This is a genomic window from Paenibacillus sp. N3.4 (assembly GCF_008017805.1).
Lineage (GTDB): Bacteria > Bacillota > Bacilli > Paenibacillales > NBRC-103111 > Paenibacillus_E.
The window spans coordinates 1-15,148 of sequence record NZ_VRTT01000111.1 but is presented as its reverse complement, the minus strand read 5'-3'; the positions used below and the strand labels follow the sequence as shown (position 1 = coordinate 15,148).

At 41.2% G+C, this 15,148-nt stretch carries 11 protein-coding genes and 1 pseudogene; all 12 read right to left on the bottom strand.

All coding sequences use genetic code 11. From position 1 onward, the window contains the following. Nucleotides 1–78: 78 nt before the first annotated feature. Nucleotides 79–1,242, bottom strand: coding sequence for an ankyrin repeat domain-containing protein (locus FU659_RS32035; protein WP_187274536.1), 1,164 nt, complete (start codon nt 1,240–1,242; stop codon nt 79–81). A 97-nt stretch (nt 1,243–1,339) separates the two neighbouring features. Beyond that, on the bottom strand, nt 1,340–2,170 hold the full coding sequence (locus tag FU659_RS32030) for an alpha/beta fold hydrolase (RefSeq protein WP_147951275.1): 831 nt from the start codon (nt 2,168–2,170) through the stop codon (nt 1,340–1,342). Nucleotides 2,171–2,256: 86 nt separating this feature from the next. Continuing rightward, nucleotides 2,257–3,405 carry a Ger(x)C family spore germination protein gene (locus FU659_RS32025; protein WP_147951274.1) on the bottom strand — a complete coding sequence of 383 codons (1,149 nt, stop codon included), beginning with the start codon at nt 3,403–3,405 and terminating at the stop codon, nt 2,257–2,259. A 1-nt stretch (nt 3,406) separates the two neighbouring features. Beyond that, nucleotides 3,407–4,881, bottom strand: a pseudogene (locus FU659_RS32020) (spore germination protein). Next, nucleotides 4,878–5,969 (bottom strand): endospore germination permease, encoded by a 1,092-nt coding sequence (locus FU659_RS32015; RefSeq protein WP_147951273.1) that lies wholly within the window; start codon nt 5,967–5,969, stop codon nt 4,878–4,880. Before FU659_RS32015 ends, FU659_RS32020 begins: the two are co-directional and overlap by 4 nt. Before the next feature lie 166 nt (nt 5,970–6,135). Continuing rightward, nucleotides 6,136–7,581, bottom strand: a complete 1,446-nt coding sequence (hpaB, locus tag FU659_RS32010; protein ID WP_147951272.1) for a 4-hydroxyphenylacetate 3-monooxygenase, oxygenase component — start codon at nt 7,579–7,581, stop codon at nt 6,136–6,138. A gap of 267 nt (nt 7,582–7,848) precedes the next feature. Continuing rightward, entirely contained in the window at nt 7,849–8,724 is an 876-nt protein-coding gene (locus FU659_RS32005; RefSeq protein WP_147951271.1) for a hypothetical protein, read from the bottom strand. 94 nt (nt 8,725–8,818) lie between these two features. After that, nucleotides 8,819–9,901, bottom strand: coding sequence for a sensor histidine kinase (locus FU659_RS32000; protein ID WP_147951270.1), 1,083 nt, complete (start codon nt 9,899–9,901; stop codon nt 8,819–8,821). Continuing rightward, a complete protein-coding gene (locus tag FU659_RS31995) occupies nt 9,898–10,593 on the bottom strand; it encodes a response regulator transcription factor (protein WP_147951269.1) in 696 nt (231 codons plus the stop codon). Before FU659_RS31995 ends, FU659_RS32000 begins: the two co-directional genes overlap by 4 nt. A 189-nt stretch (nt 10,594–10,782) precedes the next feature. Then, nucleotides 10,783–11,592 carry a GNAT family N-acetyltransferase gene (locus FU659_RS31990; RefSeq protein WP_261808195.1) on the bottom strand — a complete coding sequence of 270 codons (810 nt, stop codon included), beginning with the start codon at nt 11,590–11,592 and terminating at the stop codon, nt 10,783–10,785. Between the two features lie 76 nt (nt 11,593–11,668). Continuing rightward, nucleotides 11,669–13,024, bottom strand: a complete 1,356-nt coding sequence (locus FU659_RS31985) for a PepSY domain-containing protein (RefSeq protein ID WP_261808196.1) — start codon at nt 13,022–13,024, stop codon at nt 11,669–11,671. A 359-nt stretch (nt 13,025–13,383) separates the two neighbouring features. Next, nucleotides 13,384–14,853: an aminotransferase-like domain-containing protein gene (locus tag FU659_RS31980; RefSeq protein ID WP_147951267.1), complete on the bottom strand. Its 1,470-nt coding sequence runs from the start codon at nt 14,851–14,853 to the stop codon at nt 13,384–13,386. Nucleotides 14,854–15,148 lie beyond the last annotated feature (295 nt).

The following is a 15,148-nucleotide window of genomic DNA, read 5'->3' as shown; positions in this document are numbered from 1 at the left end:
ATTGACCTTTTTACTAAAGTATCTTTTTTAAAATCATAGTTCTGGTGCTCCGTTTAACGGAACCATGAATACATATGTTCACCTAGCTCCATAAGTAATCAAAAGTTCATAAACTTGCTTCACTGTCCCCATTTCCATGTCTTTATAAGTTTCCAAATACTTAAGTGCTGTCATACCCGTTGAATCTATCTCATTCACATTAGCGTTTGCCTTAAGAAGAAGTTGCATGGTCTTAATCGTGTCATCGCTATAAATTAAAAATGTAGGCCTACTTGCCGCAATGAGTACACCACCGTTAGGATCTGCTCCGTGGTCAAGATATAACTTCACAATATCAGGTTTATTTTTCGAAGCAATGGCATGAAGTGCCGTTGAGCCGCTCTTATTTATTATCTTTACATCCGCACCAGCATCGACTAAAGGAGAAATCAAATCATATGCAAATTCACTAGCATACATTAAGGCGGTGTATCCCGTTTCTTTATCTTGTGTATTAACATCCACATGGGTTTCTAATAAGTAGCGAAGAAGAAAAGAGCGGTCTTCACTGCCGTACATATGTGCAATTTTCATGAAATCAATGAGAACATACCCCATACTTGCTGCTGGAACGGATGATAATAACGCTTGAATCTGCTGCCCATCACCCATTTTAGCAAATGTATACAAATCTTTTACGATCTTATTTACACTTGGATGTACATCGTGCACTTGTACACTGATCGTAGAATATCGTGATACGTTTTTTTGGATATGAAAATGGAATTTCTGAAGCCCAGGATCAAAATTCTCCCATATCGTGCCTTCGCCAATCATTTTACCATTATCATCCATAAATGCAAATGTAGCCGAGACATACGTTGGTGTGGTTGCGTTAATCATGATGTGTCCGTCTATATCAGAATTGTCAAATACAACATTAGGTGTGTCCACAATATCACCGAAAACAAGCGAGAGTTCCTTTGGATCTTGAAGGTTCATTTTACCGTATGCAAGGTCAATCGTTTTGGTCTGTTCATCATAACCTACATTTATACCCAGATTTTCTGATACATACCGAATCGGGACATAGGTGGTCCCCTCTACATTTAAAATGTTCGCGCCATGACTCAAAGTCTTCTCTTGTCCATTAATTTTGATGTGACCCGAAAATAGATAGGCTTGAATGGTTTCTGAGGCAAAAGCGACCGTACACAAACCAATGGAAAGACCACAAACTAGTCCGGCTATAAATTTCTTCAACTCATTTCCTCCTGAAATCATTATTAGATTACCTTATATTACCATATCAAGGATTACCCGTAAATTAGTGCTTCCTGAACGCATAAAAGACTGCCCATCATGACGGCAGCCCTTGATCAACTCTAATTAACCAATCCATGATAAGACTCGTAAGAGTCTCCCTTTGCTCAATTTGTATCATATGTCCTGCTCTATCCAGTATTGCATACGAAGCATAACTGAATTTTCTCAAAAGTATTAAATGATCCTCATATCCGCATATCGAGTCCTGCTTTCCCAGTACAATTAGACAGGGTTGCTGCAGTTGATCAACGTTGCTAAACGGCTCAAATTTTAGATAATACCCGTCTTTCTTCCAATTGGAGGATAAAAACTCACGATTTGCGAGCAAACGTCCTGGCTGTATCTCTTTTAGGAAAGTCAACAGGTTTGATTTCGTTTGACGTACCATAAGTAATTGAAAAGCATTGATTGTATCCTCATCAAGCCCACTCAGGCAATTAGTATCTTCTTCAAAAGAAACTCTTAATGGAAGCGTTCTCTCACGTCCGGGCAAATGAAGAGCAGGGGCGATTAAGCAAATACCAGTTATGAACTCATTTTTTTTATGTACAACTCCTTGTGCCAAGTATCCTCCAAATGACGTTCCGATAATTGAAAATATTTGATTCGGAATAACGATATCAATAAATTCTATAATCATATCGAGCATGTCATCCGTACTTTTTACGTGTTCCGTTATTGTGCTTTTTCCATGAGCGGGAATGTCTAAATAAATTCTCTTCCTGTGAATTCCCTTATTAAAAATAGGTTCAAGCCAAGACTTCATTGATCGATGATCTGTACCTAAAGCATGTAGTACAATAATAGGGCTTCCTTCTCCACATACTTCATAGTTAATAACGCCCATAGCGACTTGGCATTCCATTTTAAAGCCCCCTTAGTCCACTGCAACCTTCCGTTACATTTACAATGATTATTTCACTTAATCGTTAGTTTGTATATCCCTTCCATTCACGGCTTCCCTTTATATTTTCCTGTGTGTGTGATCTTCACCTTGACGTCGATCTTACTTATTGTATCCTTTGTTAATTTCAACTGGTCTTTTTGCTGTAAGGCATGCCAAGTTTTGCTATCTGTTCTATACAACTCGCTAAACAGATTCAACAGATCGGTCTGAGTTGAAAGGCCTTTTTGATAGGTAGTTGTTATTTCATTGCGAATAACCTCTGCTGCTGCTTCTTCCATGTCTTTTACGGAGAAATCTTTGATTAATTCTTCCACGTAAGCTTTTACCTTAATCGTTATTTTATAATACACTTGATTTTTTTCCATATAATGATCAATTCGATAATGGGGATTTATCATGACAACGGATGCCTTTGGATCTTTGTTATTGGGAATATTGATGAGAGACCGCTTATTTTTCTTCTGAACCCATCTCCTTCCTCTAAGATCACTTTCAGAAAACCATCCTTTAAATTGATTTTGACGTAAAAAATAAGCACCACTTACACGAAACATCGGTTTCTTCTTGTCATCTTCTTTCCAGTCCGCTTTCGTTATCGCAATCGTTGGAAGTATAGCTGTTACGCCAAGTTCGTTTAATTCAGCAATAAATTTATAACCATATTGAGGATGTATAAAAGATCTTTGATTAAAGGTATCTTCAGGTGTATCCAGTATCGAATCCAACACGGATAAATTGAGTATTGATTTTTGTTTAAAAATTTCAGTCATAGGCTCCTTTGTTGCATAGAGTAAAATGTTGTATCGAACCTCGCGATAACGATTTATGCCCTCATAGCTTTCACGAAGTATATCACTCATCTTAAGAATATCTTCATTCACGACGATCGATCTTACGTGTCCCCAAAACAATCTTATTTGTGAGGTCGCTGTAAGCGAATTAAGAGCTTCAGTTACCGTCTTTCCTTCCCCTCTTCCAATCCAAACGGGTACATTTTTGCCTACTACATTATTTTCTGACTTTGCTACATTCATAAAATTAAGTACCTGTACGTGAGTAATGAAATGACCATCTTGATAATCTAGTCCGATAGCTGTGACATAAGCCATGGTTTGTATAGGCCTAGAATCTGAGCAACCAGCGTTGAAGAAGAATATGCTTATCATCAGACAAATTTTAATGCATACTTTCACACTAACCTTCTCCTTGCTGGTCCGAATCCACGGTTTCCAATGCCTCAGGTCTTCTTTTATACATATTCCATGGCATCCGAAGGATGGCCCCAAGTAACTCTTTCGTGATTGGAGGAGATATAGGCGTTAAGTATGGAACTCCAAAGGAACTCAGACGGGACATATAGCCAACCGTAAGGATGATACCAAGTATAAGTCCAAACATCCCCAGTATCGAAGACATAAAGAAAATCAAGAATCTAATAATGCTGACTGAAGCGCTCAAGGATTGGTTGACTAATGTCGATCCAGCGACTGCAGTAATCGCACCCACGACGACAACACTTGGGGAGACCAATCCGGCTCGAATCGCCGAATCTCCAATAATTAATCCACCGATAACGGTAAGACTTTGTCCTATGGAGCTTGGGAGCCGCACCCCTGCTTCCTTAAATATTTCTAGAAGAACAAGCAAAATAAACAATTCTAATTGTCCTGAAATGGTAGTCCGACTCTTGCTGTTGCAATTGTCGCCATTAATCGAAAGGGAATTTGATCCTGATGAAACATCGAGAGTGCCACCCAAACTCCGGGAAGATAGGCAGATATGCAAAAACTGAAAAGACGTATTATCCTGGCAAATGAAACATATTGAAAACTAAAATGTAAGTCTTCGGGTGATTTCATAAGGAGTAAAAATGTAGTGGGTCCGATCAGAACCATGGGGTTGCCATCTACGATAATAACAAATCTGCCAGCAAGTAAACTGCTAACGACATAATCTGGTCGCCCCGTAAAATCGAGCAAAGGAAACATGGAGTATTTAACATCTACAATCATTTCTTCTAATTGATTAATGCTATATATTCCATCCATATCAATGTTGTTCAATCTTTTCCTGACCTCGTTCAATATCTGGGGAGAGATGATATCTTGAATATACAACAAACTTATTTTGGTTCTTGTTCGTCTGCCAAGCGTAACCGTTTCATTGAAAAGAGAATGACTTCGAATACGTTTTCGAATTAAAGCGACATTGACCACAATATCCTCTACAAACCCGTCTCTAGGCCCTTTAATCGACACTTCCGTGGTAGACTCCTCTGGCGTTCGTTGAGGAATATGGCCAAGACTCATCCGAAATAAGACATTCGAATAGGTAAATAACAACAGGAGATCTCCTTGAAAGATCCATTCCGATATTTGCTCGGACTTGGTTTGTCCATCAATTTGAATGAGTGGCAAGCTGCCGTATAGTTTGCCTGATTGCAAATCCGAAAACCCTTGACTATGATACAATTCTTCTAGATACGGAAGAATTTGCTTTCCGATTTGTGCAGTATCGCATAACCCTTCGCTATAAATAAGAACGATTTCAGACATGATGTCGTCTTCGAATTGATAACTCTTAATAAGCACATCCGCTGATTCTGGAAATAAAGCTTCGATTTTCTGTTTGCTCCAACTTTCTCCGGTTTCTACGTAAGTTCCACTCATGTTAACCTCTCCTTCCTTGTTCCTGAAAAGAAAGAAATCGTGATACAAACTGCTGATAGGAATAACATAACCGTTAAGGAGATCGGAAAATAATAGTGGTACATCCACATTAGTGATGTATACCCTTCAAATGGGAGAATCGCAATAAGAATGTAGCTGAGTGTAATGAGTAAAATGAATCTCTTTTGCTTTTTCAAACTTTGAAAAGGTATAATTTCCCCTAATAAAAACAAAGAGAAGCTGGTACGGATTATAGCGCCTGAAAGCCATTGGTATTCCGAAAAAAAATCGACATGTTCAATGTTGCCAAATTTCAGCAAGCGCCATTGCTCGTAGGAGGATTCCATCTGTTTTGCCGCTTCTTTATATCCGAATTCCGTTATACCTCCTATAATGGGCCCCATTGTGATGAATATTAAAAAGCTGGCCAAAAGGATGAGCTTCCATGTCTGAACATTGGACTTTATTCGATGTTGGACAGCCAAAATCATAATCAGTTCCACAAAACCGCCACCCGCATAAATCATGCCATGTACGGTTGGCTGCCAACCATTCTCCAAAATGGGTTGCAAAAGACTATAATCTTTCTCTGAGGCATTAGCTATAGCTACAAAGAATCCGAGAATAACGACAAAGGGGAGCATAATACCTGCACTGATAGCTATCATGCGAATACCGGACATTGCATAGAAGCAACAAACGACACATAACGCAAGGATCAATATAAATTTAGGCGTATTAGGCATATAATTCGTTACCGTCCATCTGACGGTATTAACAATCGTAAATCCCCCAATCATAAACAACAGGAGGATCAATGGTATAACAATCATCCAAGATACTAAAGGGCTTGTCTTGACCGCTAGCCAAGGCTGCAATTTCTGCTGGCCGGATTTCTTCATAAATAAGACTAAGAGCGCACACCAGGGGAGAAATAAAACACCAGCTAAAAAAGCAGATATCCAAGCGTCCCTCCCTGAAGCTTCCAAAATCAATGGATTCACGACCACATGATTCGTGAAACCCACGGTCATCATTAGGACCATACAAACCTGAAGAAAACTGACCTTCGTATTTGGAATACTCATTTACAAAACCCACCCGGTTTGTTTATTTAGTTAGCACACATATTCTTCCTTCAAATCCCAAAATTATGCATGCATGAAAGCAAAAAGCCCCTTGGCAGAGGCTTTTGACAACTCCTTAATGAGACTCCGATCAGCGATAAAGTCTACTTTTCCTTTCAACCTCCAACTAAGACAGAAAATCTTTTACACGTCTCATAAAAGTTTCTCTGTCTTGATAGCAATTATACAAACGGCTGTTTACTGTAGAGGAATCACCAAAAAAGAATCGCTCGTATACCGTTTGCCTACCGCCAAACGTACTTACGCTCAATTCCCACGCCAGTCTTGATAACTGGACATTCTCTTTGCCATCCAATCCTATACCTTTCAAATAACGATTCAACAAACCACTAATTTCAGTGTCAAAATCCTTTTCGTCAGGGATCATGATGAGGCCGCTCGCACCAATTAATTGGATAATTTCTATCAGACGGGGGTATATTTTGGGGAAATAAGCATTAGCAGCAAGAAGCGGTTTCCGATTAGGTAGCATACTGCCCCATCGATCGAGAGAAGAACCCTTCTCGGCTGCAAATTGAAGCGCTTTAAGCGTTTCCAGCGCCACGATAACTTCCGTGACCTTCTCAATCACATGACCGTAGCTATTCAAGCCAGCGGCTTCCACCATCGATTCGACAGTCCCTAACAGAAACTCTGTTTTAGCAATGTTTTTGCACATAATTTGTGAACTGGCATGGATATGAAACCGGCTTTCGCTGAACAATTGCATTGACATATACTCATCTCCGCAAATAAATACCCGGTCCCATGGTACAAGCGCATCATCGAAAATGACCAACGTATCCATTTCCTCAAAGCGGGAACTAAGCGGATAATTATAAACGGAGTCGCCACCGACGAAACTTTCCCTACAAACGAATCGGACCCCTTTTAGATTGCTTGGTACTGCGAAGGCGAACGCATAAGGACTTTCCTCATCCTCCGAGGGAAAGGGAGTGGGGTATACGAGAATTTCATCTGATGTGGCCCCTTGCGTATCTAGCAGAAAAGCTCCACGGACCACGATACCGTCCTTATTCTTATCCATGATACGGGCAGCTGCTGGATCTTCAAATATCCTTAAAAGAGCCGATAGTCTGCCTGCTTTGGGTTGGATAAAGACGTGTGAAAGCGTAATGTCGTTTTCACGGCAATAGGCATAATAATTCCTCAAATTTGAAGCAAATTGCGGGTTTTTTTCTTCCTGAATACCCGCTGCCGCATAGAACGCCATTAGGGCTGTATTCATATAATCGGGGGCGCGGCCTAGAAAACCATGATGCGTATAGGCCCATGCTTGCATCATCTCTCTTCTAGCGGCAAGATCCTTCTTCGTCTTCGGCTGCTTAAAGGAAAGACCAACCGGATCGCCTGTCAGCGGTGAGGAATAAGTCATTTTAGCTTTCCATTTTTCTTCCTGCTGCATCTCGTACATGGATGCTTGAGTAGCAATAAGTCCCTTGAATGCCTTATGCTCTGATAAATCACCCTTCACCTGCTCACCTGCTATCCAAATGTCAGGCAAGTTCTTATTTAACCGTTCAAGATATTGAACTCCACTTTTAACAGGCATTTTCCAATCACCTCCTCGATTCTATGTTAAAGTATTCCGGTCCGAGCAGCTTTGCGTGAACGGATACCTAGTACACAGTTGAACTGTAAAATATTCCAAACACGTTCGCATAGGGCAAGCTATATCAAGAATCAATTGTTTCCTAACTATAATCAGCTATTTAAGCCAGATCATAGTAAAAAGGCTCCCAAAGGATCCTTTTTATGTGAAATTACAATCATGTGATTCCTTCCTCCCACAAGGTCATACGAAGTCTAGTGCCTGTTTTTAAGGGACTTTAACAACGAATGGCACTGTAAATACTTTCCCGTTTTGCTGGAATTGCCCCCAAATTTTAAACACGCCGCTATGCGGAAATGTGGCCATAAATTTGGCATCCGGTCCAGAGGCTTTTTCCTCTAAAGGATGAACGTGCAGATATTCCCCAGCTTCTTGATTAAGGATAACCACATGTCCTACGGCTCCCAAATAGGGCTCCAAATTAGTCACGGGTTGTTTCGATTGTGCATCTTTCATATTAAAATTAAGCGTAAGCTCCATCCCCGCCATGAGATGATCGAAATGAAGTGTAACCTCTTTACCCTCTACGATTTTCGTTAAGGAAGTATCTGGTACAATCGGTTGTTGTGCCGGAATGTTTCCTTGAACCGTTATCCATTTCGTTTTGCTCATCGCTCCCATTCCCGTAGGCAAGAAATCTGCAACCAATTCAAAATCACCAGGAGTTGGAAACTTTGTAGTAACCTCGAATTGTCCCTTTCCCTTATAAATCGGATGAATATGATTAAAAAAAGATAAATCCTTACTCACAACGATGAAATGCATTTGCTTTTCATGCTGAACATCAAACTTTTCCATGGGCTTTCCATTCTTGTCCTGTATTTGAACAGTTATGATTGTATCTTGCTGAGGTTGAGGCTTAGCTGTTGAAGGTGTAAAGATGGCCGTGACACTGTCAGCATTTACTTTATCCGCTTCTGAAGACATACCTTTATGCCCCATCTCATCCTCTTCGCCATGCTTGGCATGATCGGTTGATCCTGGCGTCTCGCCTTTCATTCTATGATCCATCGAGCCACTTGGCTTGCCACAAGCTGTTAATAATGCAGCAGTTATCACTATTGTTATTCCTATTTTTTTCATAATTTCCTCCTGTATCTTTATCTGCTTTCTCTACAAGTATAGTTGATACTTATGTAGATCCTGTGTAGATCAGATTATTCATTAGAGGAAATACTTAATGAGGTTCATTCAGAGGTAATTGTATCGTTACACACGTACCTTTTCCGACAATACTTTCCAGGTGAATGGTCCCCCTATGAGCTTCGACGAGTCTTTTCGCGATCGTTAAACCTATTCCGCTGCCGCCTGTTTGACGATTACGAGACTTGTCTGCTCGATAAAACCGCTCAAATAGGAATGGAAGATCAGCTTTGTTTATACCTATCCCCGTATCGGTCACACGAATCACTGCCATCAGATTCTCCGTCTCAACTTCAACTTTAACATGACCGTTCGGAGGTGTGAATTTCAACGCATTCATTAATACATTAACAACTACCTGGCCAATTCGCTGCTTATCAACTAAAAGCTGTACATTGGCTTGGATCATTAGGTTAAGTTCAATACCATTTTTTTCAAAAGCGGCGCGGCTAGCCATAACATGATGTTCAACGATGGCGGATACGTCTTCTTTTTGTAAATGAAGCGTAAATTGCGGGGACTCCATTTCTGTTAATTGTTCTAAATCTCCAACGAGAAAACGCAGTCGTTCGATTTCTTCATAACAGGACTCCAAACGCTTGGAGGTTGGTTCCCAAATTCCTTCAATCATTGCTTCCATATGGCTTTTGAGTGTGGTCAACGGAGTTCTTAATTCATGGGCAACATCGGCTGTGAGCGTTTTCCGCAATAATTCCTGAGCCTGGAGCTGTTCGGCCAAGTAATTAAGAGACACCCCCAATTGTGCGAGTTCATCATTTCCCTTGACTTTCGTTCTTGCCGTGAGCTCCCCACCTGCCATTCGTTCCGCCGTCTTTTTCATATGAATGAGCGGATTTGCGACTTTTTTAGCAATTATTAGGCTTATAAGAACAGCAAATACAATACCGATAATCGCCGACCAGAGAACAGACTGTACGAGCGCTTGTTCAAAATGGTTATCAAATGCAGGCGAGATGATTCCGCTGTCCATAGCCTGATGCTGAAAGAGAGAGAAATGATAGTGAGTTTCTAAGATAAAAGCAATCGTCGTAACAAGTATCATTCCAGAAGCAATCCCGATAAAAACTAATGCAAAGCGAGCATATAACCCTTTCATGCTAAATGCCCTCCCCCAAAGCGATAGCCTACAGCAAAGACTGTTAGAATATATAAAGGATTTTTTAGATCTGTTTCTATTTTTTGTCTAAGGTTTTTGACATGTTGGTCAATGGCCCTGACTTCACCTTCAAAATCATACCCCAGCACCTTCTGAACAAGATCTTCACGTGTAAATATGCGTGCAGGGTGACGAGCCAGACAAAGAAGCAATTTGTACTCCGTAGGGGTCAGAGCAACAGGCTGTCCCTTTTTTATGACTTCTCGCTGAGTTGTATGAATAACTAGATCATCAGATTGGAAGGATATTGTTTCTGCCAGCAACGTATCTTCTTGCGAACGACGCAAGTTTGCTTTTACTCTAGCTATAAGTTCACGCGGACTGAAAGGTTTCAATACATAGTCATCGGCTCCCAAGGAAAGTCCTCTGACACGATCATCCTCTGTTACTTTTGCAGTTAGCATAATAACGGGAACTGCAGAGAACTGACGAATCCGTTGGCAAACTTCTTCACCATGGATATCTGGAAGCATCAAATCCAAGATCACAAGATCGATCTTCCTCACGCGGACACGTTCTAATGCACCCTTGCCGTCTGCAGCTTCTATGGTATGAAATCCTTCATCATGCAGATACGATACGACCACTTCTCTAATCTTCGCTTCATCATCCACTATGAGCACAGTTTTCAAACTGGATCACCTCCGTTATTGACATGTACGAAAATTATATCTGAACCCGTGTAGAAAAACTATGCCCGCTTTGTACGACTAGATGAAACGACAAAATAAAAAAACACCCTTATGGTGTTTTTCATTAAAGATCAAGTGCTTTAAAGGGCAGATTTACCGTGACGACACTACCGTTACTTGGCTCTCTTTCTATCTTTCCGTCCATGATGTTCTTACATATCCCATCTTCATACCAATCCGTTCCATATTTCTATGACTCTGCGATAAAAAAGAACATTGGCTTACAGCGAGTTTACAATTGTTTCGTCTGGCTTCCGCAATTCTTCTTTTCAATAACCCTTGTTGCAGCCCTTGATTCCGATATGCTGGCAATGTCGCGGCGAACGTGAATGATGCGATGCTATTCTTCATATGCATGACACCCACAGCTGCCGGCTCCTCATTCACGTAAGCAATAAAATATTTCCACTCAGGTCGATTGTATAAGACTTTGTTATTCTCGCAAACATATGGAATTCCATCGTCCGCTAACCCCGTACCTCTACAATGTATGGTTGCATATAGATGAAATTGATCCTCCTGAAGTTCCAGAATCTGAATCTGACCTTGGGTTTCCTCAAACATTTCGATTGGCTCCATGTATAAAGAGGCATGTGATCCCGAAGCATAGAACCCACGATCAGACAACTGCTTAAGAGCGTGGTGATCTAAGTGAGTCGGCACGATTTCAAATTGAGCTTTTCGATCTCTCTTCTTATAAAATTCGATGATGGGATCAAGCAATTCAATATCCGCATTGGTCATTCCTTTAACCGTATTGAATGCAGCCCATGGCATTGTCCTGCTATAAAAGCACCATGCATTTCCAAATTGTTGAACTTCTATCCCTTCAGGGTTATTCAACCTACTCTGGATGGCAAGCATCCGATCATGCATATAATTAATTTCTGAATGCTCAATTTCTTTCATTAATTGTCTGGATGGAATGAAGTAATTCACCGTTCACCTCTTATATCAAAGAATAACTAAATAATACCATATGTCGCCACCTATGGGTTCAAGCAACACTCATTTGTTATTTGTTAAGATCAGGCCTAATAAGTTCCCAATTAACCCCACCATCCGTTGTCTGATACACATGTGTTTTGCCAACGGCAAAGCCAATATTCTGTGAAACAAAGTGAAGACGGATACTTTCAAAATCCAAGCCTTTCAGTGGATGTTTGATCCACGTTATAGCGCCATCCGTAGTCACATACATATTGGTGCCGTCCGTCGCAAATCCGTGAGCAGCGTCAACGAAGTCCCAATCTTCCATTATACTTCGATCCGGCAAAAGGGGAGTTGTCGGAGTCCATGTTTTCCCTGTATCCTGAGTAACAAAGAATATGGCTGCTCGCTTTTCGTCTGTAGAAAAACGAACCGAAAGAATACCCTCTTTCCCCCCAAAGAACTTTGGAGGATACGATGTAGCAGCCCCGCCGTCCGCAGAATAACCTCTAGGCACCGAAACTGCTTGTTTTTCCCAATGATGACCACCATCATGGCTCGCATAGAGCCAAATTCCGTCACCATGCGTAGAACCCGTCAGAAACCCATTCTCCCAATCTGCAAAGGCAACACCAGTTTTGATTCCTTCAAGGGGGTAGCCAGCTTCATTATGTTGACCATAGGTGGCTGTTGCTATCGATTTCCAGGTCTCTCCTCCATCCGTTGTCTGCCATAACTCCGAATCTTCAGAACCCATTGCTGCATCATAGGGAGCAAGTATCCATCCTGTTTTTTTATCTACGAATGTAATGAAAGGTCTTTGAGGAGGATATACCCTTAACGATTTATCGACTGCTGCGCTTTTGCGCCAAACAGTACCTCCGTCATTCGATAGATATACGGTTATAGACCCACCTGTACCATCAGGAACAGCAAGAATAGCAGTTTGAGAATCAAGGAACTTTGCCGATATGTCAACAATACGTGATTGTAATAAGATTTCAAATGGAGTAACATTGCCCCAAGTTATTCCTCCATCCGTTGTCCGCAAAACCGTATTGGCCTTCAGAGCCCAACCGTTGTTCGAATCAACCATTTGTAAACCAGTTATCCCTTGAAATAATTCCGCTTTCCCAGATGTGAGATCCATCATAGATGGAGGTTCTCCTTCACCTATACTCAGGATTTGCCCGGTGAGTGCATCAATGGTTACTGTCGTGGTGTTGCCTGCCTTATAAAGAGCTTTTACGATCCAAACCGTATACTTGTCAGATCTACCGGGCTCTACCTCCATATTTTTTTTCAACGTAGCGCTCCATTGTGCGTCACTATTCAAATCCATCTTTTGAGCAATACTTAAAGCTTCCTCTTCTGAGATAGAAGGTACGATAGGTGCCTGAATTTGATTTGGCAGTGGCGTGTTGGCGGCTGACGGAGACACTCTCAATTTTGACGAAAAATCTACGTGCTTCCAAATGAAACAAAGAACAATAACTAGTGCGCATGTAACTATTATGGAGGTCCATAACTGTTTATGTTGATTCTTACAGCCTCAGATGGCCTTCTTTTGAAAAACCATTTTTTTCTAGGTGTCTTCATAGCTATTCGCCTCCAGTAATTTCATCGTATAAGGGATTATTATCCATATTAGTTAGACGTATGAGAATAAAGGAATGTTCTAGGAAAACACCCATTCCGAAAAATTATTTAAAGTGTTACTAACTTATTGGTAAGCATAACAAACCACCGAGTGAACCTCTTTACCCAATGGATATTATTCTAATTGCGCCCTCTACTGCACTAAATTTTACTACGACTAGCTGATACCATTCCTTTAATCAAGTCAGATAAATGCGAAAGACCCCGTTCAAGTTCATTCAGCTTGGCGTAAGCATAGGAGATACGTAAGTAGCTTCCTGCATTTCGATCATAAATCAAACCAGGGTTTAACAAAATCCCAGCTTTCGAAGCGCGTTCAAACAACATGTGTAACGGTACGTCCACGGTAAGGCGAATCCAAATGTAGAATCCACCAGAAGGCACCGACCATGAGGCAATTTCCGAAAAATACGTCTTTAATAGCTGATCCGTTAGGTCCCGTCTTATTCGTAGTTGTTTTCTAATATAGGTTAAATGCTGTTGGTACAAACCACTTCCTAACCATTTGGCTGCCACCCACTGGGAAATGGAGCTCGAGCCGTAATCATGTTGCATTTTGATATCGGCTAATCGTTCGATAACCGGTTCCGGTGCAACTACCCAGCCAATTCTTAGTCCTGGACTCAAGGTCTTTGACAAACTCCCTACATAAAGTACCAAAGCATTTGGATCCCTTGCCTTTAATGGTAATGGTGGAGCGGTATCGAACCAAAGTTCTCTGTAGACATCATCTTCAATGATCGGCAGTCCTTCATCCGCACAAACCTTCATTACCTCTTGGCGCCTTGATTCTGACATCATATAGCCTGTGGGATTATGAAAAGAAGGAATCGTATAGAGCAATGAAGGGCTATAACCTTTCATATATTGGCTTAGGAGATTCGTCTGTAAGCCTTCTTCATCCATAGGTAACCCCACAAACTTAATTGCACTTGATTGAAATACATGAACGGAATACAGATAGGAAGGTTTCTCCAAGAGGATAGTCGAGCCTCTCTCAAGCAGTCCCGTAGCTATGAGATGTAAACCTTGGAGACAACCAGATACGATCAGGATGTTAGCGGGGGAAGAGTGAATGCCGATTCCACGCAAGTAATCCGATACTTTTTCCCGTAAATGGAGGTTTCCTTTAGCTTCCTCATAGCCCAATGAAAAAGAATTCGCGGAGTTGTCTTCAAACATTTTTTTCATTTGTTCAGAAGGAAGCAGCTCTGGGGAAAGCTCTCCAGTCCCAAGACGGACAATGCCTTCATGAAATTCCGCACGGTTAATGTGTTGCACGGTAGGTTGATTGGGATAATAGGTGCCCGCTTGTACATAAGAGCTCCAGTCCGGAGGAGGCGAGGAAGCCAATAAATTCCAGGAGTTATTGATAACCTTAGTCCCTCCCTTGGTGTTACCTTCCAATAAACCTTCTGCGATCAAATCGCTCAGTGCGCTTACAACCGTACTCCGATTTACGTTAAAAAGTTCAGCTAACGCGCGCTGCGAAGGAATTTTTGTTCCTACGGCCCATTCGCCTACGGATATTTTATTTTTTATAAAATCTTTAATCTGTAAATGTAACGGGGTTTGAGATGTTGGGTCCGGTTTCCAATCCATATTAAGTATCTCTCCTTAGAGCATTACTATATCATTTGGTTGGGTGAGTAGCCATCCATTTGGATGGAGACTGCAGCCTGAAACATTCTATACTATATAAGTTGAATTAATGAATCCCGCATGCCTGAGGAATAGCTAGAGCATACATTGTTCAGTAGAGGGTACAACGAAAAGGAAATTCCTGCAATCGTGCAGGCTTTTTTAATCGAAATGGCTTATTCATGAGGAATTCCTGCAAAAGTGCAGGAATTCGCACGGATTATGGACCCAACTCAAACGGGAGCGGAGAAAACATGTAGATTCG